We start from the raw sequence: 20304 nt of genomic DNA on the forward strand, positions 1-20304 counted from the left end.
GGCGGCCGAGGCCTGGTCGCCCTTCCGCCGTGTCAGAGCTCGGCCAGCAGGGCGTACGCCGTCGGTACGAAGGCGTCGCGGGCGCGGAAGCGGCGGGTGCACAGGGCGGCCAGCGCCGTGCCGGTGTCGGGCCGGAAGCCCAGGAAGGCCTGCTGACCGAGGGTCGCGCCACCGTGGAAGTACATCGGGCCGCGCTCCGTGGGGTGCTGGAACCAGGCCATGGTGTGCACGTGCCGGTGCCCGATCCCGCGCCGGAGCACCGGGCGGCGGACCGTGCGCAGCGCACCGGCCAGGGGCCGGCCCGACGGATCCAGGTGCGCTTCGAGGAAGGTGAGCAGGTCGTGCGGGGCGGCCCGGACGGCGCCGGCCGCCTGGAAGCCGCCGACGGTCAGAGGGGGCACGGGCGTCGTCCCGTCCTTGCGGTGGCCGGTGGCGTCGGTGTCCGGTCCGCCGGGGGTGAGCGCGGCGCCGTTCAGCCCCAGGGGGCGCAGCACGTGACCGGTGAGCAGGTCGTCCCACGGGGTGCCGGTCGCCGCCGCCAGGGCGTGTCCGAGCACGGCGACACCGAAGTTGGAGTAGTGCCAGCGGGTGCCGGGCCGGTGGTGCGGCCGGTGGCGCAGGAAGGCGTCGATCACGCGCTCGGCCGGATAGCGGGCGTAGGGGTTGGTGCGCCAGGCCGGCAGCGCGCGGACGAAGAAGTCGGCGGGCAGGGCGGGCAGTCCGGCGGTGTGGGTGATCAGATGGGCGAGGGTGACGGGGGTGCCGGGGTCCTCGCCGGATCGCCGGGCCGGGTCCAGCAGGGCGGCGGCCGGCAGGCCCGCGGACAGCGGCCCGGTCCGGGTCAGTTGGGCCAGCAGCAGGCCGGTGAAGGTCTTGGAGGCCGAGCCCAACTCGTAGCGCAGCCGGTGGCGTGGGACGGGCGGGGGCGATGCGGTGCCGCCGGTGCGCACGGTGCGGTGACCGTGCCGGGAGAGGGCGAAGACCACGTCCGGCGCGTCCACGGCGTCGACGGCCGCGTCGAGCCGCCGCCGCAGGTCCTCGCCGTCCGCCGCGTCGAGCTGCCGCAGGTCCTCGCCGTCCGCCGCGGAGGTGTCCGGCGGGGGGCCGTCGGGTGGGAGTACGTCGGTGAGGTCGGGTGGGTCGTCCGGCCAGGGTGCGGGGCGGGTCGGGGGTGCGTCGGTCGTCATGACGGTGTGCGCGCCAGCCGCGTCAGGGCGCGGGAGGTGGCCAGGACGGAGGCGAAGGCGGCGACCAGCGTCGGGTGGTAGACGACGTCGAAGACCTCGTCGGGCCCGCCCTCGGGCATCGTGCGTACGGCGGGCATCGCGCCGTCGGGCTGCTGGGCGGCGGCGAAGCCTTCCCAGGCCCGCTCGTCGAACGTGGGGTCGGGCAGGCAGGCGTCCACGACCAGCAGTTCACCGAGCAGGTCCCAGCGGCGCAGGTCGAGCCAGTCGTCCAGCCAGACCGGCAGCCAGTGTGCGAGGTAGTCGGCGATCCCGGCCGGCAGGCCCTCGGGGTTCTCTCCCCAGTCGGTGAGGTGGAAGACGGTGTGCGTGATGTCGTAGGCGATGTGCCCTTCGACCGTCCAGGGTTCGGGGGAACGGCCCAGCCACGTCGCGCCGATGACGTCCTCCTGCGGCGGCCGGGGCGGCACCCCGAAGCGGCGCTGGAAGGCGGACAGGCCGAGGCGGCGGACCGGCGCCATCTCCAGGGCGTCGAAGCTGTCGAGGCGTTGGTTGAGCCGGAAGGCGCGCTCGGCCTCGGGGCTGCTGTACCCCAGTTCCCAGAACGGCAGATACACCTCGAAGGGGATCGGCGAGAGCGGCTCGACATGCTGGCCGCGCACCAGCATCCGGCCGCCGTCCAGGGTGTGGCGCCAGGCGTGGTCGATCAACTGCCGTGCCAGCATGGCCTGTCGGGACCCGGCTACGCCCTCGCGGAACAACACCTTGCAGATGAGGGCCAGTTCACCGACCGGCTTGAAGCGTTCCAGGAAGCCGACCTCCGGATCGACGTCCAACTCCAGCCGGAATCCCTCGCGGTGGGCGTGCAGCCACTCCAGGGCTCCGACGCCGACCTGGTGGATGAGACGCGTGTGGGTCATCCCGGTACCCCCTGTCCGTCGGCTGCGCGCAGCCGGTCGAGGGTCAGCGCGGCGGCGAAGGCGGTCATCAGGGTCGAGTGGTAGCAGTCGAGGAAGGCGGGTGCGGTCGTACGGCTGCCTCGTCCGCCGACCTCGGGGACGGCGCCCGTGTCGTCCTGGGCGACCGCGAGCCGCGCCCAGGACTCCTGGAGCAGGGCCCGCTCCGGCGGGCCGGGCAGGCTGCTCGCCACGGCCAGGAGTTCGCAGCCGAGGTCCCACTGCTCGTCCTCCAGACAGGTGTCGAGCCAGGGCGGGAGCCAGTGCCGCAGGTAGTCCGCGACCGGCGGCGGCACGGCCCGCGGGGTCAGGCCCCAGTCGGTGAGATGGAAGATCACGTGGGTGAGCGTGTAGCCGGCGGCGAGTTCGAAGGTCCACGGCTCAGGCAGCCCGGCGAGCCAGGTGCGTTCCAGCGCCCGACCCATGTCCCCGTGCTCCGGGAGGCCGCTGCGGCGCTCGGAGTTGAGCACGCTCAGGCGCCGGTTGGGTTCCTGCTCCGTCACCTGCCAGCCGCGGGTGCGGGCCACCGTCGCGGTGGCGTTCTCGTAGCGGTCGTGGCGCAGGCCCGCCGAGGCGAAAGCCGCGTAGACCTCCAGCGGATACGTGGCGAAGGGTTCGAGGCGCTGCAACTCCACGAACAGGGCGCCCCGACCGGTCTGTTGCCACGCGAAGGCCAGCAGGTCGGACGCCAGCACGTGGAGCGGGTCGGTCCGTTCGGTGTGCCGCCGTACGCAGACGCACACCTGGGCCAGCTCGCCGAGCGGCTTCCAGGTGGTGTTCACGTCGCCGTGCTCGGCGAGCGCGTCCTCGTCGAGCGCGAAGCCGTCGCGGTGGGCGGACACCCACCGCAGCGCGGCCTCGCCCAACTCCCGGACCCCGCGGGCGGGGCGGACCTCGGGGGCCGCCGTCACACCAGCACCCCGGTCCGCATCAGCCGGGCGGCCTGCACCTGGAACGCCACGCGGGCGTCCTCGCCGCCCATCTGCGCCACGAACTCCAGCCCGGTGTCCAGGCCCAGGGTGTGCGGCACACCGTCGAGGAGGACCAGCCAGCGGCCCGCTCCGGCGGCCTGGAGCCAGTCGCGGCGGCGGACCGCCCGGACGAATCCCCGGGCCACGTCGACCGGTCGGCCGCGCGCCACGCGGGCCACCGCGCAGTCCTCGCCGGGCAGTGCGAGCGGGGCGAGCACGGCGAGTTGGTGGGTCAGGAACTGCCAGGGGGCGTCCTCGAGCCACTCGGCCCCGGGCTCGGTCACGTCGTCCGGCCGGCCGTCGAGGCCGGCGTCCAGCCGCGACAGCGCCCGTCTCATCGCCCAGTGGCTCCACACCGAGGTGGGCGGGGCTCCGGCGGGTGGCGGGTAGGCGTGAACTGCCTTGCCGAGCACGGTGAGATCGTCCGGCCCGGGGGGCGCGCAGCGCAGCAGCACGCTCGGCAGGACGACGTCGGCGCCCACCACGCGTACGGCGGCGAGGGCCGGGTCGGCGGTCACCGCGGGGCTGTTGCCGACCTCGACCAGGCCTGCGAGCCGGAAGCGGTCTCCGCTCCGAAGAGCGGAGACCAGTTCCGACATGAGGCCCTGCACCGCGCCCGCGAGGCGGGTCGAAGCGCCTGACTGCTCCATGCGGGTTCTCCCGTCAGCCCTTCTTCGGCCGTGGCGTCGGAGGCGACAGCAGGAGGTTGCTCGACGAGGACGTCAGAGCGAGCGCCGCGCACTGGCGGCTGTCGCGGTAGAAACCGTCGGCCTCGACGGGGTCGAGAGCCGCTTCGACGTCGATGCCCTGGACCTCGGTGAGGTCGTCGAGCTGGAACTCGGTGGAAGACATACCACCATCTCCTTTTGGAGAGATTTGCGGGTCTAGTTCCATGTCACCGCATTGGGACGATCTATGCAAAAAGGGATGAAATGTCCAATTCGGAGTGCACAGTGCAGAGTGCACGGTGTCGGAGTGCGCGTGTCAGTGCGCGCCGCCGCGCTCCTCGCGGATCTGGGAGACCACCCGCGCCACCGTCTGCCGCACCGCTTCCGTCTCGGTCAGGAAGTGCCAGTAGTCGGGGTGGCGCCCCTCCAGCGTGCCGATCGCCCGGTCCAGGCGGGCCACCGCGTCGTCCAGGGGCCGCGCGTGGCGTGGGTCGGGGGTGGTGCGGCCGGTCATCGCGAGGCGCTGGGCGTCCCGGAGGGCGAAGCGGGTGCGGTCGATCTCCTGCTGGGGGTCCTTCTGCACGGCGTTGAGCCGGCGCAGCCGGTCGCCGGCCGCGGAGACGGCCTCGTCGGTGGTGTTGAGCAGGGCGCGGACCGTGGAGAGCAGCGAGGTCGCGTCCGGCCAGCGCTGCTCGTCGCGTGCGGCCCGGGCCTCACGGAGCTTCGACTCGGCCTGCCGGACGTTCTCCGCGGCCTGGTCCGGGACGTGCTGGAGGTCCTGCCAGCAGGCGGCCGTGAACCTGCGGCGCAGTTCGCTGAGCACCGGGTCGACCTGGCCCGCACGGGTGGTGAGGGCCTCCGCGCGGGTGCGCAGGGAGACGAGCCGGTGGTCGATCTCCGCGGCCCGCTCCGGCAGCCGCTCGGCCTCCGCCCGGATCGCCCCGGCCTCCCGGGCCACCCGCTCGGCCCGCTCCAGGGTCTGCGGCACGCCGTGCTGCCCCGCCCCCTGGTTGAGCTTGGTCAGCTCCGGGCCGAGGGCGGCCAGCCGGGCGGCGAGGTCGTCCGCCTTCAGCCCCGACTCCCGTACGGCGTCCAGGGCGTTGGAGGCGGCCAGCAGTCCCTGCCGGGCGCGCTCCACGGCCGGGGCGAGCCGGGCCAGCTGGGTCTCGGCCTTGCCGAGCAGCGGGCCGAGGCTGTCGCCGAAACGGTCCAGCTCCTTCTTGACGTTGCCGAGGTCGTCCTTGGCCCGGGTGAGCTCGGTCCGCGCGTGTGCGGCGACCGAGGCCTCCAGGTCGTCCCGGTCGAGGTCATGGGCGTCGACCGCCTCGATGTAGCGGTGGCTCGCCTCGTCGATGCGCCCGCTGATCGCCTGGAAGTCGGCGACCGCGCGCCGGGCGGCGGGGGAGTCGTCGACGGCCGTGATGGTCTCTATCGAGATCCGCAGGTCCCGCTGGGCGGTGTCCAGTTCGTAGAACGCGGCCGCGGCGGCGTCCTTCGCGGCCTGCGCCTCGGCCCGCTGGCTCTCCGCCCGCCCGCCGAACCAGCGCCGGGTGCCGCCGCCGGCGAACGCGGCCGGCAGCGCGAGGGCGGCGAGCAGCGGCAGTCCGACCAGGGCGAGGGTGTCCTTGAGCGCCTGGCGGTGCGCGCGCGGCGTCGACGGCGACAAGTGCGGCTGCTTCGGTGTCGCCGTCACATCCCTCTCCCGTGCTGTGTTCCGTCCTGGCGGTGCCCGGTGTCATTCTCCCACCGGTGAAGGACGAACACACGGGCCGATCAGTTCGCGGTTCGCACGGTGACGTTCCCGTCTCCGCTCTCGGCGGACACGACGTGCTCGCTGGAGTCGGAGCGGGGCACGGACACGTGGGCCCCTCCGTCACCGGTCCTGGTGTCCACGCGGTAGGTGGCCCTCGGCAGTGAGACCGTCACGGAGCCGTCGCCGCTGCGGGTCTCCACCCGGTCCGGTACGGCGCGCAGTTCGAGGTGGACCGAGCCGTCTCCGGTGCGGGCGGTCACCCGGCGGGAGGCGACCTCCGCGCGCACCGAGCCGTCGCCGGTGTGCAGGTCCAGCGGCCCGCTGGAGTCGGTCACGCGCACCGAGCCGTCACCGGTGCGGATGCTCAGCGGCTGGGTGAACCCGCGGGCCCGCACGCTGCCGTCACCATCCTCGACCTTCACGGCCATGTCCCGGGGCACCTCTATGCGGTGCTTGGCAGCGCAGTCGGCCACGACGCCGCTGCACTTCATCCGCAGCTTCAGCCGGTCGTTCTTCATCGACCAGGTCACCTCGGGGTCCTTGCCGACGGCGACGGTCCCCTGGAACCAGCGGGTCACCTCGACCGTGCCCGACCTGTTCGAATCGGTGGCGACGATTTCCAGCGCCGAGTCGTCGGAGTCGACGGTGAGGGTGCGGCCCTGGAGGGTGAAGGACTTGTGGTCGGGGGTCTTGTCGTCCGTGGCGGAGGCACCGCAGGCGGTGGCCCCCGCGACGACGAGCGCGACGACCCCGGCCGCGGCGGCGGCACGTGCGGGAACGGAACGGACCATGACGATCTCCCCCTGAACTGGCCCTGGGCGGGCGGCCGCGGGCACTCCGCGACCCTGCTTCGACCCTAGGGACCGGGGTGGGGGAGGGGGATCCGGGCCGCTCCCGGATCCGGGGTGGGGTTTTCCCCCGGTCCACCCTGAGGGCCGACCCTGATCCCGTCGGGCGTCCGAGTAAGGGTTTGCAGGGCAGGGCCCCCGGCAAGGTAGGCTGTCGACTCGTCTCGGGTGCGTAGCTCAGGGGTAGAGCGCCTGCCTTACAAGCAGGATGTCGGCGGTTCGAAACCGTCCGCGCCCACACCAGGAGAAGACCCCGGCCGATCCCGGCCGGGGTCTTCTCGTGTTCTGCCGCGTTCCTCTAGCCGTCAGTCGGTCTCCGGTGTGCCGGATTGGTGCGCGTGCTTCAGCTGGGAGCGGGCGTCCACGCGGTCCGGCGAGGCCACCTCCGTCCAGAAGCGGTGGGTGGTGACGAAGACCGCGAGTTCGTGTTCGCGCTGCCGGAGCTTCTCCACCTCGGCCTGTTCGTCCGGGGTCCAGCCGGGGGAGGCGGGGCGCTCCACCTTCCGCCAGCCGCTGTCGTCGCTGAAGCCGTCCAGGGGCACGACCGACCAGGGGAGCCGCTTGAGCAGGGCCGACAGCTCGGCCCGGACCTGATGCAGCTCCTCCTGACCGGCGAGGAGGTCACTCGGGAAGTCATGGGTCGTAGCCACGGCACAATGCTACGCCTGTTCGATTTTGGGTGGCGAGTGTCTTCTGGGGGTTCACGCGAACGGGTGTGCCGCCGGGGCGGAGCGGGCGCGGTAATCCGGGCGAGGCGGGGTAATGGGACGTCGATCAGCCGCTGTTGAGAAGACGATCAGCCCCTGTGGCGGAGGAGCCGAGGATGACCGACGACGCCTATCTGTTCCTGCTCGACGACGCTTCCCTGCCGCTCGGGGTGGCTCCCGCCGCCGTCGGAGAGCTCGCGTGCATGGAGACTCCCGCCGTCCGGGCCTGGCTGGACGCCCAGAAGACCACGCCGACCTCACCGCACCTGCGGCTGCTGCCACCGGAGGAGAACGCGGCCGTGCCTCAGGGGGCGGAACGCCTGCCCGTGCCGCTCAGCGACGAGGAGCTGAGCCGCGTCCGCCACCTCGCGGGACCGGGGTCGCACGCCGACGTCGAGGAGGAACTGCTGGCCTACCGCGACTGCGCGGACGGCCGCGACGACCTGATCGGCCGCGCCCTGGCCGCCGGTGTCCCCCCGCACCGCATCGTCGAACTGACCGGAGTGGACCCGGCGACGGTGACGGCGGCGGCGGAAGCCTGACGACTGGGCCACCGCCCGGTCTCGGTGACCTGGACCGTAGCCGGGTGTCGGTCACGGGGGGCGTGGTCCGGTCTCGGTCATCGGATCGGTCCGGTCATGGCCAACGGATCGCCGCCTGGTCCCGGTCACTCAGGTCGCTGGCCCGCGCCTGCGGTGCCTACGGCGAGCGCGTCGAGAAGCCATCCGGTCTCGGTCACCGGATCGTCGCTTGGTCCGGGGCACTGGGATCGCGGACCAGAGTCGGCCACCCGATCGTCGCCTGGCCCCGGTTACCGGGATCGCTGCCCAGCCTCAGCCCCCCGGCCGGGTCCGGCCTCAGCCCCCGGCCTGGGCTCTCGCCTCAGCCCCCGCCCGGGTCGCCTCAGCTCCCCCCGGGGCCGCCTCAGTCCCCGGCCCTGGTCCGCTTCAGCTCTCGCCCGGGGGCCGGTCTCAGTCCCCGGCCCTGTTCCGCTTCAGCTCCCGCCCTGGAGCTGGCCTCAGCCTCCGCCCAGGGGCCCACCTCAGCTCCCGCCCAGGGTGCCGGTCTCACCCCCCCCGGCCCACCCGGCCCGGAGCCCGCGCTCAGTCCCCCGGGCCCGGGTCCGGGTGGACCGCTGATTCGATGCCGGCTCGGGCCGCTTCCAGTTGGGCGGCGAAGGCGATGCCCAGGAAGAGGGCGACCGCGGTCAGGTTGGCCCACAGGAGCAGGGCGATGAAGGCCGTGAGGGGCCCGTACACCGCACCGAAGGCCCCGCTCTCCTCGACGTACAGCGCGAGCAGCCAGGTGGCCGCCACCCACAGCAGCAGATGCACGGCCGAGCCGAAGGCCAGCCAGGTGTAACCGGGCTGCACCCGCCGCGGCGACCAGCGGAAGATCACTGCGGACGCCACCCAGGCCAGCGCCAGCCCCACCGGCACGTCGAGCACGCTCCACCAGCGCGGCCCGCCGCCCTCCTCACCGAGGGTCCGGGCCACCGCGTCGCCCACCGCCTCCCCGGCCACGAGCACGACGAAGCCCAGCACCAGCGGCAGCCCCGCGGCGAGCGCGAGCACGATCCCGCGCGCGTACTTGCGCGGGAAGGGACGGTCGCGCTCGATGCCGTAGATCCGGTTGGCGCCGCGCTCGATCTGGCCCATCGCCGACGCGAGGTTCAGCAGCGCGAAGCCGAGGCCCAGCCACAGGGCCAGCGTGCTCCAGACACTGCCGTGCGCGGTGCGCCGCGTCCCCTCGAAGGCCTCCTCGACGATGTCGGCGCTGGCGCCCGGCACGATCCGGCCGAGCGTGAGCTCGATGATCCGGCCCACGCCCTCCGTGTGGACCGAGGTGGCCAGGCCCACCAGCGCCACGGTGCACGGCACCAGCCCGAGCACCACCTGGAAGGCGAGGGCCCGCGCGTTGGTGAAGCCGTCCGCGTACCGGAACCGTGCGAAGGAGTCGGTGAGCAGCCGCAGCCCTCCGTAGTGGCGCAGGGCGGCGAACGCCTCGTCTCCGGAGAGTTCGTCCCCGATCATGTCCCTGGTCTGCGGGACGTGGACGGCGGTACCCATGGCGCTCCTCGTCGTACGGCGGCTCCCAGTGCACCTGCCCCGTGAACCCGGCTTGTCAGCGTCGTCCGCCGAACTCCCACCCGTAGACCTCCACGGACGCGTACCGCTCCCGGGTCAGCACGGCTCCCGCCCGGTCCGGGTCCGCCGCACGGACCAGGGCCGCCGTGCCCAGCCAGGCGGTCGCGTCGTCGGACAGCAGCGGGCCGTACGCGATCAGGTCGTCCTCGTTCGGCGGTACGGCGAGGTCGGCGGCCTCTCCCGAGCCGAGACCGAGCACCAGGTACCGGTCGTCGCCGGTCCGGCCGCCCGGGAAGTCCCACATGGTGCGGCCCAGCAGGTTCCGCCAGCGGCGCAGCAGCACGTCCCGGTAGGCACCGGCCTGGTAGTTCGGCTCGTCGAAGGCGAACGCGCGGGCGGCGGCGGGATTCGGCAGGTCGACGATGTGCACACTGCCGGTGAGCGTCTCCCCGTCGGTGGTGAAGGTCGGGCCGCGGGCGATCAGTTCGGCCTCGTATCCGTCCATGTAGGACCAGTGCGCTTCCGTCAGCTCCTCGCGCAGCGGGAGGGAGCCGGGCCGGTCACGGTGGTAGCAGAAGAACTCCATGACCACAGAGCCTCGTCCACCGCGGCCCACGGCTCAACGGCATTACGCGCGCGGTGTGTTCGCCAACTCCGCGAACATCGGGGCCAGACGCGGGGCGAGGCCGGGACGGGAACGTTCGAGTTCGGCCGTGGCGGCGCCGATCGCGGCGGTCAGGGCGCGATCGAGCTCTGTCGCGGTGAGCGAACGTACGAGAGACCCCTCCAACTCGGCCGAGAGGTCGTCCGGGAGCAGATGGGCGCCCTTCGCGTACGCGTGCGCGTGCCCGAGCCGCAGACAGGCCAGGGTGATCACATGGTCCCGCAGACCGCTGATCCAGTGCTCGGCCTGCCACCAGCGACCACGCTCCACGCACACGCGCGCGTGGAGCGCGTGATGCCACAGGAGACCGACCAGGGTGTCGCCGTCCGGCCCGGCGAAGGGCTCCAGCGTGCGCGGCCGTCCGAAGACCGTCCGCCATTGCGGGCCCCGGGGCCCGAACCCGTCCTCCGGTGCGAACGTCAGGTCGATCTCCAGCCAGCCCGGCAGGAGGAACACCCGGACGACGGCCGCCCCGACCGGCAGGTCCCAGTGGTGCCGGGCGCCGAGGTCGTCGTAGAGCCACTCGGTCCAACTGCGCAGGGTCGGGGCGAGGTCGCCGTGGACGGCGAGGACCAGGTCCGTGTCCGACCAGCGGTCGCCCTCCTCGACGGCGTACGAGCCGGTGAAGGCGGCGCCCACGACGGTCTCGTCGGCTTCGGCGCGGGCGAGCAACCGCCCTCTGAGACGGTCCCGTTCCTCGACCGTGAACATCACGTCGCCCCACTTCCGTCCAACCATCGTCGCTTCTTTGTCCATGGACCGGCCCGCGGCCGCCGCGCGAGGGTCGGTCCATGAGCGCGGATCTCGGGGATTGTGGTGCATGAGCGGGTTACCGGGCCCCGGCGGGTCCCGGCCGGGCTCGTCGCGCTGGCCGTCGGCGGGTTCGGGATCGGGCTGACCGAGTTCCTGATCGCGGGGCTGCTGCCGCAGGTGGCGTCGGATTTCCGCGTCAGCGAAGCGGCGGCGGGGTGGCTGATCTCCGGGTACGCGCTGAGTGTCGCGGTCGGTGCGATCGTCCTGACCGCCGCCACGGCACGGCTGCCCCGCAAGTGGGTACTGCTCGGTCTCGTCGTCCTGTTCGTCGTCGGCAACCTGCTGTCGGCCGTCGCGCCGAGCTACCGCGTGATGCTGCTCGGACGGATCGTCGCGGCCCTGTGCCACGGTTCGTTCTTCGGCATCGGCTCCCTGGTCGCGCGCTCTCTCGTCGCCCCGGACCGGGGGTCCCGCGCGGTGGCCGTCATGTTCGCCGGACTGACGGTCGCGAACGTGCTGGGCGTGCCGTTCGGCGCGCTGGTCGGGGAGCGCTGGGGCTGGCGGGCCGCGTTCTGGGCGGTCACCGCGATCGGCTTGGTCGCGCTCGCGGGGATCGCCGCGTATGTGCCGGGCGGGACCGGGACCGGGACCGGGACCGGGGCCGCAGCCGGGTCCGGGGCTGGGGACACGGCGCCGATCCGGCCCGCGCCGCCCATGGGACTGCGCACCCAGATCGGCGCGTTCCGGTCCGGGCAGGTGTGGCTGACCCTGGCGGCCACCGCGCTCGGCTACGGCGGGATGTTCGGCGCGTTCAGCTACATCGCCTACACGTTCACCGAGGTCGGCGGCTTCTCCTCGGCGGACGTCCCCTGGCTGCTGATGGTCTACGGCGTCGGCCTGGTCGTCGGGAACCTGCTCGGCGGACGGGCCGCCGACCACGACCGCGACCGCACGCTGGTCCTGGCCCTGACCGGCCTCACCGTCACCCTGACCCTGTTCGGGCTGCTGGCCGCCGACGCCACGGCTTCGGTGCTCCTGGTGTTCCTGATGGGCGTCTTCGGGTTCGCCGCCGTCCCCGGCATGATCACGCGCGTCACCGACCACGCGCAGGGCGCGGTCCTGGCCGCCGGCGCCAACGTGTCGGCCTCCAACCTCGGCAACGCCCTGGGCGCCTGGGCCGGAGGCCTCGCGATCACAGCGGGTCTGGGTTACGCCGCCCCGCTCTACACCGGCGCGGCCATCGCCCTGACCGCCGTCGCCGTGATGACGGTGGCAGCGCGGCTGGTGAGGCGGGCCGAACGCGAGGAGGAGCACAGTCCGGCCGTACGGCGATGACGTTCCGCGACGGGTCCGGTCCAGCGGGGACGGGCGGGCGCTTCATCCCGTGAGCCTCTTGGGCCGCGGTCGGCGTCGTGGGTGGGGCGTCGCCGTGGCCGGGGGCGTTGTCAGACCCGGCCCCTACTGTGGGGGACATGGCTGCGGTGGAGGCGGGTGTGGCGGTGGAGCGAGTGGAGCAGGTGCGGCTGGTGCCCTGGGGGGAGGGGGACTTCTGGTTGCTGGAGCGGACCAACAGTCCGGAGATGACCGCGCATCTGGGCGGGCCCGAGAGCGCCGAGAAGCTCGTCGCGCGGCATCGGCGGTACGTCGAGCTGTCGGCGGGCCGGATGTACCGCGTCACGCTGGTGGAGAGCGGGGAGACGGTCGGCTCGATCGGGTTCTGGGAACGTGAGTGGCGGGACGCGGCGGTGTGGGAGACCGGGTGGGGGATCCTGCCGGAGTTCCAGGGGCGGGGGCTGGCCGCGCGGGCGGCCCGAGCACTCATAGCCGAGGCACGGGCCGCGGGCGGACACCGGTATCTCCACGCCTTCCCGAGCGTGGAGCACGCGGCGTCCAACGGGGTCTGCCGCCGGGCGGGCTTCACGCTGCTGGGACAGGCCGAGTTCGAGTACCCGAAGGGGCACTGGCTCACGTCCAACGACTGGCGGTTCGATCTGGAGGGAGGGGAGGGCTGAGGTGATCGTGGGGTGAGGTGATGCAGGGGGAGGGGCGCGGGGGCGCCGACGTCGGCTCCACCGGCGGTGCCGTGGGCCCTCGGCGGTGCCGTGGGCCACGGCGGGTCGGGCGGTCAGCCGGTCAGTCGGTCAGGGGGCCGTGGGTTCGGTTCGGGCGGCGTCCGTGAGCTCCCTTACCACTCGGGTCGCAACCGGCACCTTCACGCCGTGGCGGTCCGCCGCGCGGAGCAACGCCCCGCCGATCGCGTCCAGTTCGAGCGGACGGCCGGCTTCCGCGTCGCGCTGCATCGAGGACTTCATCGTCGCGGGGAAGGCGTCGTAGCGGGCGAGGGCCTGGGCGGGGTCGGCGGGGCCTCCGGAGGCCCCGCTGACGGCGGCCGTCTCCTCGACGAGAGCGGTGAGTTCCTCGCGGTGGCGGGAGCGGACGTCACCGAGAGGGAGGCCGTGCAGGGTGGTCAGCAGGGCGAAGGGGGCGAGGAAGGACATCTTGGCCCACAGGGTGGCCGACTCGTCGTCCAGGACGCGGGTTCGGGGGCCGGCCTCGGTGAGCGCGGCGGCGAGTGCGTCGAGGCGGTCGCGGGGGACGCCGTCGCCGGTCAGGTCGAGCTCGGCGAAGGGGCTGCCGTGTTCGATGACGCCGGGGGCGATCCTCGTCGACTCGACGCGGATCACCGCCGGGGCGACCCGGTCCGGGCGGTAGCGGGCGCGGAGGGACGCCGGGTGTTCGACGCCGTTCAGGACGGGGACGATCAGGCCGTCGCCCAGGGCCGGGGGCGGGACGCGGTCCAGGGCGGCGTCGAGGGAGGTGTGCTTGACGGCGACCACGCAGGCGTCGACGGGTTCGCGGAGTTCGGTGTCGGCCTCGACGGGGGTCGTGAAGTCGCCGAAGGCCGCGCTGCGGACCTGGATGCCGGTGGTGCGCAGGGTGGCCGCCGTGGTCTCGCCGGCCAGGCAGATCACGCGGTGTCCGGCACGGGCCAGGAGGGCGGCGAGGAGGCCTCCGGTGCCGCCGGGGCCCAGGACGGCCACGGTGAGTTCTCGGTGTGCAAGGTGGTGCGCGGAGTCGTGCGCCATGGTGAGTGGGTTCCTCTCGTCGGTCGGCCCCGGGGTCGGTGGCCGCCTCGGCGAGGATCATGGCATTTCGGCAGGAGCGGACGGAAGCGCCGATCCGCTCCGGGAGGGAGACTGTCGGTATGTGCCGCAGTATCAAGACGCTTCGTCCGCCCGTGTTGCCCGAGGAGGCGACGGAGGAGGAGATCCGGGCCGCCGCGCTCCAGTACGTGCGCAAGGTCTCGGGGTTCCGCGCCCCGGCCGCCCACAACCAGGAGGTGTTCGACCGTGCCGTGGAGGTGATCGCCGAGGCAACCGCGGAACTCCTGGCCAACCTGGAGGTCCGCGGCGCCCCACGACGAGCGGCGGGGTGAGCGGGGTCCCCGGGGGAGCGCGCCGGGGTGGCCTGGGCGGGGAGACTTGGCCCTGGGCCAGCGCGCCGGCGTGAGCGTGCGGGCTGATCCGGGCGGGGGCGTGCTGGGCGGGGAGTGTGCCGGGTCCAGGGGGAGCGGGGCTCTGGGGTGAGCTTGTCCCGGTCAGCGCGCTGGAGGGTCGTAACCCTGGGCCTGGCCGGCCCTCGCGTGAGCGGGTCCGGGGTGACCTCGGCGGAGTGTGCTGCGTATAGAGGGAGCAAGGGGCAGCGTGTCCCGGGGGAGCACGCCGGGAAGACCTCGCCCTCAGGTTGGCCGGCCCTTGCGCGAGCGCGTCGGGTGCTGATGCCGTAGGGCGTTCTGCGCAGGTGGGTGTTGAGTCATGCCGGGTGGGACGCGTGGGAGGTGGCGGACCGCTCCCGGTGTCTCTAGCGTGCCGTTTCCGGGCGGCGGCGCATGACGTAGGCCGCTCCCGCCCCCGCGCCGAAGAGCGCCGCCACCGACACCCCCGTCGCCAGCCATGTCGCACCCAGCCAGTGCGCGCCGAAGTAGCCGAGGGCGACGCTGTACGCGGCCCAGGAGAGGCCGGCGAGGGCGGACCAGGGGAGGAAGTCGCGGGCCCGGCGGTGGGCCGTACCGGCGAGGAGGGAGACCACCGAGCGGCCGGCCGGTGCGAAGCGGGCCAGCACCACCAACGCCCCGCCCCCCGCGGCCAGTGCGTCGCCGAGACGTTCCTGCGCCGTGGTGAGCCGACGCGAGCGGGCGATGGCGCGGTCGAGGCGTGCGCCGCCCCGGAAGGCGAGGCGGTACGCCGCGAGGTCGCCGAGGACGGAGGCGGTCGTCGCGCAGAGGATCAGAGCAAGGACGTCGGGGACCCGCCCGGTCGCCGCACTGCCCGCCGCCGCGGCCGTAGCGGCCGTGATGACCAGCACCCCGCTCGGCAGCAACGGCAGGAACACATCGAGGAGCACCGACAGCGCGACCATGGCGTAGATCCATGGACTGCCGGTCAGCGACCCCAGACTCTCCAACACCCGCGACTCCCCGTGATTCCCCCGTGGACAGCCATACAGCGTACGCGCGGGGTGTGACAGGAGATTCACGGGGGGCTCATGAGATGGACGCGGCATGTTCACCCGGCTGCCGGGTCCGGGCACGGCAGGACGCCTTCCGGACGTGCCGGTGCCCTCCCCACGGACGTGGGGAGGGCACCGTACGAGGTCGGCTCAGACCGCCACCGGCTCGGCGGCCGGCTTCCGTTCGGTCGCCGAGCGCTTCGCGAACAGCCGGTCCAGGCCGAACGCGCCGGACCCGGTGAAGACCAGCAGCAGGAAGGCCCAGCAGAACATCGCCGCGGCCTCGCCGCCGTTCTCCATGGGCCACAGGGCCGTCGGCTGGTGGACCTTGAAGTACGCGTACGCCATGGAACCCGCCGCTACGAGGGCGGCGACGCGCGTGCCCAGGCCGAGCAGCACGAGGGCTCCGCCGACGAGCTGGATCACGGCCGCGTACCAGCCGGGCCAGGTACCGGCCTCAAGGGTGCCGCCGGTGCCCGCGGCACCGCCGAGGACGCCGAAGAGCGAGGCGGCGCCATGACAGAGGAAGAGCAGGCCGACGACGATGCGGTACAGGCCGAGGGCGTATGGCTGGGCGCTGTTGAGGCGTCCGGTCATGTGGGGGACTCCTTCGGTCGGGTCGGTCCCACGAGGGGGGTCGCCCCAGGGGGATGGGACCGAGTGAGCCATCCACGGTAGGTGCCCCAAGTCAATGCTTGCAAGTTCAACATTTGGCCACGGATTCGTCTCAGTCGCCCCACCCGTTTCGCTCGGAGCCGCACGTGAGAGGGCTTTTGCGGCCCTGCCCGCTTCCGAAAGTGTGTCCGAATCCGCCTCTGGGTGGGTTTCCCGCCGCGAGGTGAACTCCCTTGCAGGGGAACACTCTTGACGATCCATCAAGCAGTGAGCACTGTCACACCTTCGGAAGCCGGGACTTCTTCTGCCCGCTCTTCCCGGTGAGTTCGGACTCCGACACCGTGCGCAGGTGGGTCCGCCCCTCCGACTCCCGTGCCTGCTCCAGCCGCAGCTCGGCCGAACGGCCGTCCAGAGTCAGCGTCATGAGCTGGTTGCCGAACCACGGGCCGCCCGTGTGCCGCCAGGACACCGGCGGTTGCTCACACCGGCCGTGCCGCGCGAGCCGCCGCCCCAGCGCCCGCGCGGTCGCGCTCCAGCCGAAGCGGAAGCCGAACCGGATGTAGCCGGGAACGGAGTTGTGGACGGGGGAGCAGGTGAGCTGGAGGACCCGCGCGTCGGGACCGCCGGTGTGCCACTTCGGCTCGGCCACGTACGCGTGGTGCACGTCCCCCGACAGCACCAGCACCGTCGCCGGCGCCTCGGGCCCCGACCCGACCTCGGCGATCAGGTCCGCCAGGGCCGCGAAGGACCGCGGGAACGCCGCCCAGTGCTCCAGGTCCGCCTTGCGCCGCAGGTCCTCCCCGAAGCGGGCCCAGCGCGCCCCGCGCTCCCCCCGGCACAGGGCCGCGTCCCAGGCCTCGGCGTCGTGCACCAGGTGCGGCAGCAGCCAGGGCAGCGAGGTGCCGATCAGGAGATGGTCGTAGGACGAACGCTCCTCCAGCACCTGTTCGCGCAGCCACACGGCCTCGCCGGGGTCGAGCATCGAGCGGTTCTCCTCCTCGAGGACGCGGGCCGCCCGGGAGTCGACCATGAGCAGCCGCACCCGGCCGAAGTCGCGCCGGTAACTCCAGCGCACCGAGGCCGCGTCGGCGTCGGCCTTGCAGGCGAAGGCACGCAACTCGTCGGTGCCGTCCGGGGATCGCCGTACGGCGGCGTAGAGCGGGTCGGCGGCCAGTTCGGTCGGGGGGAGGTTGCCGAGGTGCTGGTAGACCCAGTACGACATGAGGCCGCTCAGCAGGCGCTCGCGCCACCAGGAGACGGCGCGCATGTCCTCCAGCCAGGACGCGGAGGTGTTCCAGTCGTCGATGACGTCGTGGTCGTCGAAGATCATGCAGCTGGGCACGGTGGACAGCAGCCAGCGCACCTCGGGGTCGAGCCAGGACTCGTAGTAGAGGTGGGTGTACTCCTCGTAGTCCGCCACCTGGTCGCCCGGCGGGTCGCTCAGGTCGCGGCGGGCGGCCAGCCACCGCTGGGTGGCCGGGGAGGTCTCGTCGGCGTAGACCTGGTCGCCCAGCAGCAGGAGGACGTCCGGGCGCTCGCCGTCCGGGTCGGCGGCGATCCGGGTCGCGAGGGTGTCCAGTGCGTCGGGGCCGACGGGGTCCTTCTCGCCGTCCGGGGGCGCGGCCCAGCGGCAGGAGCCGAAGGCGACACGGACCGCGGCGTCCGCGGCGGGCGTGTGGATGACCGACGGGGGGAACGGCGAGTCGGGCAGCGGCCACACGCGTGTGCCGTCCAGGAACACCTCGTACGACCGGGTCGTGCCGGGGGTGAAGCCGTTGACCGGGACGAGGGCGTAGTGGTGGCCCGCGATCTGGAAGGTGTCGGACGCGCCGGTGGTGCCGTCCGAGCACCGCACCTCGGCGGCGCACGGACGGCTCGTCTCGACCCACACGGTCGCGGACGAGCCGTCGACGTACCTGAGCAGGGGGCCAAGCCGCAGATCGGTCACGTGATCCTCCTCCGTCGCCCCGTACGGTACGGAACGACGGAGGCCTGCGGGGAGGTTCCGGCGCGGAATCGTCAGCAGTTCGCGAGGTAGTTCGTCAGCGCGGTCTTCTCGGCCGAGTCGACGGAGAGGTCGTAGTAGTACTTCACCTGGACCCAGGCGCGGACGTAGGTGCAGCGGTACGAGGTCAGGGACGGCATCCAGGTGGCCGGGTCCTGGTCGCCCTTGGACTGGTTCACGTTGTCGGTGACCGCGAGGAGCTGCGGGCGGGTGACGTCGTTGGCGAAGGACTGGCGGCGGGCGGTGGTCCAGGCGCTGGCGCCGGAGTCCCAGGCCTCGGCGAGCGGGACGAGGTGGTCGATGTCCACGTCGGAGGCGGCGGTCCAGGTGGCGCCGTCGTAGGGGGAGTACCAGCTGCCGCTGGTGGCGGCGCAGGCGGAGTCGGTGACGACGTTCGAGCCGTCCCGCTTGAGGATGTACTCGCGCGTGTTGCAGGTGCCGCTGATGGTGATCCAGGTCGGGAACAGGTCCCGGGCGTAACCGGTGCGGTTCTCGGTGGCCACCGTGAGCGAGGCGAGGTAGGTGCGGGCGGTGGCCGCGCTGACGGGGGTGGGGAGGGCGGCGGAGGCGGTCGGGCCGTTGAGGACCGCGACGGAGGCTATGAGCGCGGTGAGCGCTCCGAGTATGCTGAGCCGTCGACGCGCGTAGAACTTCGGCATGCGAACTCCCTTGGGGGGCGGGGGCGTTGGAGCGCGAGCGATCGAATGCTCGCGGCTCCGTGTTGCGGGGAGATGTGCGTTCGGTGAGAAGTTAGTGACGCGTACATGACACGACAAGGTTTACGGCGAAACGATCACGTAGACTTGACCGGAGTTGAAGGGGAGTAGCTCTTCGCCGGACCGTCGACATACTGCTCAGCTCGTCTGAGCCGGCGCCCGGAGGCAGGTCTTCAGGGACCGGCCAGCGAGACCTTCGGCCAGTAGTGCACTGACTGTGTGCTGCCGTGCCGAGGCGTCGTTTCGCAGGAACACTCTCGGTGGGGCGGCCCCGACCGATTGAGGACCCTTGATCAGCTTGACCGTGACGGCCGTCGTGTTCGGCGTCGTCTTCCTCGCCGAACTGCCCGACAAGACCGCGCTCGCCGGCCTCGTCCTGGGCACCCGCTACCGCGCCTCCTACGTCTTTGCGGGCGTCGCCGCCGCCTTCGCACTGCACGTCGCGCTCGCCGTCGCGGCCGGCAGCGTGCTGACCCTGCTGCCGCAGCAGATCGTGCAGGCGCTCACGGGCGTGCTCTTCCTGGGCGGCGCGGCCGTCCTGCTGCTGAAGAAGGACGACGGCGAGGAGGAGATCCGCAAGCCCGAGGACCAGTCCTTCTGGAAGGTCGCCGGGGCCGGGTTCATGCTCATCCTGGTCGCCGAGTTCGGTGACCTCACCCAGATCATGACCGCCAACCTCGCGGCCCGTTACGACGACCCGCTCTCCGTGGGCCTCGGCGCGGTGCTCGCGCTGTGGGCGGTGGCCGGACTCGGGATCGTGGGCGGAAAGGCCCTGATGAAGCGGGTGCCGCTGAAGCTGATCACCAAGGTCGCGGCGCTGCTGATGCTGGCGCTCGGGCTGTGGAGCCTGTGGGAGGCCGTGGCCGGCTGAGCTGAACGGTGAGTGAACAGTTCAGGGTGGTTCCCGAAGGCGGTGGCGAGAACCCGTCCCGGTTTTGTACCGTGGAGGAACAAAGTGGCTCCCGCCCGTTTTCCCTGACCGGCGGGCGGGGCCGCCTTGTCTCTGCCGACTGTGCTTGGAGTTGCCGATGACGGCCGCCGTGTCCACCGTGCTCACCGCCCGCGCCCTCCTGCTCGACATGGACGGCACCCTCGTCAACTCCGACGCCGTCGTGGAACGCGTCTGGCGCCGCTGGGCCGAACGGCACGGACTCGACGGCGACGAGGTCATGAAGGTCGTCCACGGCCGTCAGGGCCACGCCTCGATGGCGCTCCTGCTGCCCGAGCGGTCCGTGGAGCAGAACCTCGCGGACAACGCGCGCATGCTCGCGGAGGAGACCGCCGACATGGACGGCGTGGTGGCGGTACCGGGGGCGCCCGAGTTCCTGGCGTCCCTGCGCGGGCTGCCGCACGCGCTGGTCACCTCGGCCGACGTCCCGCTGGCCACGGCACGGATGGCGGCGGCGGGGCTCGAGCTCCCGGAGGTCCGGATCACCGCCGAGTCCGTCGGGGCGAGCAAGCCGGACCCCGAGGGGTTCCTGAAGGGGGCGGCCGAGCTGGGCGTCGCGCCCGCGGACTGCGTGGTCTTCGAGGACTCCGGCGCGGGCATCGCGGCGGGCCGCGCCGCGGGGATGCGGGTGGTCGGGATCGGGGCGCGGGCGGGCCTGTACGGCCCGGACGTGACGGTGGCGGACCTGACACGGGTGAGGGTGGAGGGTCTGGCGGACGGGGGCGTACGGCTGCGGGTCGGTTAGGGCGGCGCTTGGCTGTACGCGGGGAGTACGGCGTTGCAGCTGCACGTCGGCCAGGGCAGCGTCTGGCTGTTCGCCGGGAGCGCGGCGTTGTCAGCTCTACGCCGGCCAGGGCGGTGGCGTACGGCCGGCGGCGCGTCGGTCGGGTGGTACGGCTGCACGGTGTACGGCCGCACG

At 72.9% G+C, this 20304-nt stretch carries 22 protein-coding genes and 1 tRNA gene; 7 read left to right on the forward strand and 16 right to left on the reverse strand.

Features of this window, described 5'->3' with window-relative positions; translation table 11 throughout:
- Nucleotides 1-32: 32 nt before the first annotated feature.
- From OHN19_RS30425 to OHN19_RS30455, 7 genes are all read right to left on the reverse strand, one after another.
- A complete protein-coding gene (locus OHN19_RS30425; protein ID WP_330267250.1) occupies nucleotides 33-1187 on the reverse strand; it encodes a serine hydrolase domain-containing protein in 1155 nt (384 codons plus the stop codon).
- Nucleotides 1184-2104, reverse strand: coding sequence for a DUF6895 family protein (locus tag OHN19_RS30430; RefSeq protein ID WP_330267251.1), 921 nt, complete (start codon nucleotides 2102-2104; stop codon nucleotides 1184-1186). The genes OHN19_RS30425 and OHN19_RS30430 overlap by 4 nt, the downstream gene beginning before the upstream one ends.
- A complete protein-coding gene (locus tag OHN19_RS30435) occupies nucleotides 2101-3051 on the reverse strand; it encodes a DUF6895 family protein (protein ID WP_330267252.1) in 951 nt (316 codons plus the stop codon). The genes OHN19_RS30430 and OHN19_RS30435 overlap by 4 nt, the downstream gene beginning before the upstream one ends.
- On the reverse strand, nucleotides 3048-3761 hold the full coding sequence (locus OHN19_RS30440; RefSeq protein WP_330267253.1) for a hypothetical protein: 714 nt from the start codon (nucleotides 3759-3761) through the stop codon (nucleotides 3048-3050). The genes OHN19_RS30435 and OHN19_RS30440 overlap by 4 nt, the downstream gene beginning before the upstream one ends.
- Before the next feature lie 13 nt (nucleotides 3762-3774).
- On the reverse strand, nucleotides 3775-3963 hold the full coding sequence (locus OHN19_RS30445; RefSeq protein ID WP_330267254.1) for a hypothetical protein: 189 nt from the start codon (nucleotides 3961-3963) through the stop codon (nucleotides 3775-3777).
- 132 nt (nucleotides 3964-4095) lie between these two features.
- Nucleotides 4096-5472, reverse strand: coding sequence for a hypothetical protein (locus tag OHN19_RS30450; RefSeq protein ID WP_330267255.1), 1377 nt, complete (start codon nucleotides 5470-5472; stop codon nucleotides 4096-4098).
- A gap of 80 nt (nucleotides 5473-5552) precedes the next feature.
- The gene (locus OHN19_RS30455; RefSeq protein WP_330267256.1) at nucleotides 5553-6323 is read right to left on the reverse strand and encodes a DUF4097 family beta strand repeat-containing protein; all 771 of its coding nucleotides are present in this window, start codon (nucleotides 6321-6323) and stop codon (nucleotides 5553-5555) included.
- Between the two features lie 223 nt (nucleotides 6324-6546).
- Here OHN19_RS30455 and OHN19_RS30460 point away from each other — a divergent pair.
- Nucleotides 6547-6618: transfer RNA gene (locus tag OHN19_RS30460), tRNA-Val, on the forward strand.
- A gap of 67 nt (nucleotides 6619-6685) precedes the next feature.
- On the opposite strand, the gene OHN19_RS30465 is transcribed toward OHN19_RS30460, so the two are convergent.
- Nucleotides 6686-7030: a hypothetical protein gene (locus OHN19_RS30465; protein ID WP_330267257.1), complete on the reverse strand. Its 345-nt coding sequence runs from the start codon at nucleotides 7028-7030 to the stop codon at nucleotides 6686-6688.
- Between the two features lie 173 nt (nucleotides 7031-7203).
- On the opposite strand from OHN19_RS30465, the gene OHN19_RS30470 reads away from it, so the two are divergent.
- A complete protein-coding gene (locus tag OHN19_RS30470; RefSeq protein ID WP_330267258.1) occupies nucleotides 7204-7629 on the forward strand; it encodes a DUF6003 family protein in 426 nt (141 codons plus the stop codon).
- Nucleotides 7630-8190: 561 nt separating this feature from the next.
- Here the strand turns inward: OHN19_RS30470 and OHN19_RS30475 are convergent.
- The 3 genes from OHN19_RS30475 to OHN19_RS30485 are packed head-to-tail and all read right to left on the reverse strand — an operon-like array spanning nucleotide 8191 to nucleotide 10576.
- On the reverse strand, nucleotides 8191-9156 hold the full coding sequence (locus OHN19_RS30475; protein ID WP_330267259.1) for a YihY/virulence factor BrkB family protein: 966 nt from the start codon (nucleotides 9154-9156) through the stop codon (nucleotides 8191-8193).
- 55 nt (nucleotides 9157-9211) lie between these two features.
- Complete coding sequence (locus tag OHN19_RS30480; protein WP_330267260.1) at nucleotides 9212-9760, reverse strand: YciI family protein; 549 nt, start codon at nucleotides 9758-9760, stop codon at nucleotides 9212-9214.
- A 42-nt stretch (nucleotides 9761-9802) separates the two neighbouring features.
- On the reverse strand, nucleotides 9803-10576 hold the full coding sequence (locus tag OHN19_RS30485; protein ID WP_330267261.1) for a hypothetical protein: 774 nt from the start codon (nucleotides 10574-10576) through the stop codon (nucleotides 9803-9805).
- 78 nt (nucleotides 10577-10654) lie between these two features.
- On the opposite strand from OHN19_RS30485, the gene OHN19_RS30490 reads away from it, so the two are divergent.
- Nucleotides 10655-11926, forward strand: coding sequence for an MFS transporter (locus tag OHN19_RS30490; protein WP_330267262.1), 1272 nt, complete (start codon nucleotides 10655-10657; stop codon nucleotides 11924-11926).
- 137 nt (nucleotides 11927-12063) lie between these two features.
- Complete coding sequence (locus OHN19_RS30495; protein ID WP_330267263.1) at nucleotides 12064-12603, forward strand: GNAT family N-acetyltransferase; 540 nt, start codon at nucleotides 12064-12066, stop codon at nucleotides 12601-12603.
- Nucleotides 12604-12732: 129 nt separating this feature from the next.
- Here the strand turns inward: OHN19_RS30495 and OHN19_RS30500 are convergent, their stop codons facing one another.
- Nucleotides 12733-13677, reverse strand: coding sequence for a 2-dehydropantoate 2-reductase (locus tag OHN19_RS30500; RefSeq protein ID WP_330267264.1), 945 nt, complete (start codon nucleotides 13675-13677; stop codon nucleotides 12733-12735).
- Between the two features lie 119 nt (nucleotides 13678-13796).
- On the opposite strand from OHN19_RS30500, the gene OHN19_RS30505 reads away from it, so the two are divergent.
- Nucleotides 13797-14027 carry a DUF2277 domain-containing protein gene (locus tag OHN19_RS30505; RefSeq protein WP_330267265.1) on the forward strand — a complete coding sequence of 77 codons (231 nt, stop codon included), beginning with the start codon at nucleotides 13797-13799 and terminating at the stop codon, nucleotides 14025-14027.
- A gap of 425 nt (nucleotides 14028-14452) precedes the next feature.
- Here OHN19_RS30505 and OHN19_RS30510 read toward each other — a convergent pair whose 3' ends face one another.
- The 4 genes from OHN19_RS30510 to OHN19_RS30525 all read right to left on the reverse strand — a co-directional run bounded on the left by OHN19_RS30510 (nucleotide 14453) and on the right by OHN19_RS30525 (nucleotide 18379).
- Nucleotides 14453-15010 carry a DedA family protein gene (locus OHN19_RS30510; protein WP_391193500.1) on the reverse strand — a complete coding sequence of 186 codons (558 nt, stop codon included), beginning with the start codon at nucleotides 15008-15010 and terminating at the stop codon, nucleotides 14453-14455.
- A 240-nt stretch (nucleotides 15011-15250) separates the two neighbouring features.
- Nucleotides 15251-15697: a DoxX family protein gene (locus OHN19_RS30515; RefSeq protein WP_330267267.1), complete on the reverse strand. Its 447-nt coding sequence runs from the start codon at nucleotides 15695-15697 to the stop codon at nucleotides 15251-15253.
- Between the two features lie 295 nt (nucleotides 15698-15992).
- Nucleotides 15993-17663, reverse strand: coding sequence for an alkaline phosphatase D family protein (locus OHN19_RS30520; RefSeq protein WP_330267268.1), 1671 nt, complete (start codon nucleotides 17661-17663; stop codon nucleotides 15993-15995).
- Nucleotides 17664-17734: 71 nt separating this feature from the next.
- The gene (locus OHN19_RS30525; RefSeq protein ID WP_330267269.1) at nucleotides 17735-18379 is read right to left on the reverse strand and encodes an HNH endonuclease family protein; all 645 of its coding nucleotides are present in this window, start codon (nucleotides 18377-18379) and stop codon (nucleotides 17735-17737) included.
- A 346-nt stretch (nucleotides 18380-18725) separates the two neighbouring features.
- Between OHN19_RS30525 and OHN19_RS30530 the strand changes: the two genes are divergently transcribed.
- Together OHN19_RS30530 and OHN19_RS30535 are read left to right on the forward strand one after the other, a co-directional pair.
- Nucleotides 18726-19307, forward strand: coding sequence for a TMEM165/GDT1 family protein (locus OHN19_RS30530; RefSeq protein WP_330267270.1), 582 nt, complete (start codon nucleotides 18726-18728; stop codon nucleotides 19305-19307).
- A 157-nt stretch (nucleotides 19308-19464) separates the two neighbouring features.
- A complete protein-coding gene (locus OHN19_RS30535) occupies nucleotides 19465-20130 on the forward strand; it encodes an HAD-IA family hydrolase (protein ID WP_330267271.1) in 666 nt (221 codons plus the stop codon).
- The last annotated feature ends 174 nt before the right edge of the window (nucleotides 20131-20304 follow it).

The sequence above is a fragment of the Streptomyces griseorubiginosus genome (assembly GCF_036345115.1).
In the GTDB taxonomy this organism is placed as follows: Bacteria; Actinomycetota; Actinomycetes; order Streptomycetales; family Streptomycetaceae; genus Streptomyces; species Streptomyces griseorubiginosus_C.

Excerpts from the sequence above, each read along its gene's own strand:
- OHN19_RS30425 (WP_330267250.1), bottom strand. The coding sequence starts at position 1,187 with ATGACGACCGACGCACCCCCGACCCGCCCCGCACCCTGGCCGGACGAC.
- OHN19_RS30430 (WP_330267251.1), bottom strand. The coding sequence starts at position 2,104 with ATGACCCACACGCGTCTCATCCACCAGGTCGGCGTCGGAGCCCTGGAG.
- OHN19_RS30440 (WP_330267253.1), bottom strand. The coding sequence starts at position 3,761 with ATGGAGCAGTCAGGCGCTTCGACCCGCCTCGCGGGCGCGGTGCAGGGC.
- OHN19_RS30445 (WP_330267254.1), bottom strand. The coding sequence starts at position 3,963 with ATGTCTTCCACCGAGTTCCAGCTCGACGACCTCACCGAGGTCCAGGGC.
- OHN19_RS30455 (WP_330267256.1), bottom strand. The coding sequence starts at position 6,323 with ATGGTCCGTTCCGTTCCCGCACGTGCCGCCGCCGCGGCCGGGGTCGTC.
- OHN19_RS30470 (WP_330267258.1), top strand. The coding sequence starts at position 7,204 with ATGACCGACGACGCCTATCTGTTCCTGCTCGACGACGCTTCCCTGCCG.
- OHN19_RS30475 (WP_330267259.1), bottom strand. The coding sequence starts at position 9,156 with ATGGGTACCGCCGTCCACGTCCCGCAGACCAGGGACATGATCGGGGAC.
- OHN19_RS30480 (WP_330267260.1), bottom strand. The coding sequence starts at position 9,760 with ATGGAGTTCTTCTGCTACCACCGTGACCGGCCCGGCTCCCTCCCGCTG.
- OHN19_RS30485 (WP_330267261.1), bottom strand. The coding sequence starts at position 10,576 with ATGGTTGGACGGAAGTGGGGCGACGTGATGTTCACGGTCGAGGAACGG.
- OHN19_RS30495 (WP_330267263.1), top strand. The coding sequence starts at position 12,064 with ATGGCTGCGGTGGAGGCGGGTGTGGCGGTGGAGCGAGTGGAGCAGGTG.
- OHN19_RS30500 (WP_330267264.1), bottom strand. The coding sequence starts at position 13,677 with ATGGCGCACGACTCCGCGCACCACCTTGCACACCGAGAACTCACCGTG.
- OHN19_RS30505 (WP_330267265.1), top strand. The coding sequence starts at position 13,797 with ATGTGCCGCAGTATCAAGACGCTTCGTCCGCCCGTGTTGCCCGAGGAG.
- OHN19_RS30510 (WP_391193500.1), bottom strand. The coding sequence starts at position 15,010 with ATGGTCGCGCTGTCGGTGCTCCTCGATGTGTTCCTGCCGTTGCTGCCG.
- OHN19_RS30515 (WP_330267267.1), bottom strand. The coding sequence starts at position 15,697 with ATGACCGGACGCCTCAACAGCGCCCAGCCATACGCCCTCGGCCTGTAC.
- OHN19_RS30525 (WP_330267269.1), bottom strand. The coding sequence starts at position 18,379 with ATGCCGAAGTTCTACGCGCGTCGACGGCTCAGCATACTCGGAGCGCTC.
- OHN19_RS30535 (WP_330267271.1), top strand. The coding sequence starts at position 19,465 with ATGACGGCCGCCGTGTCCACCGTGCTCACCGCCCGCGCCCTCCTGCTC.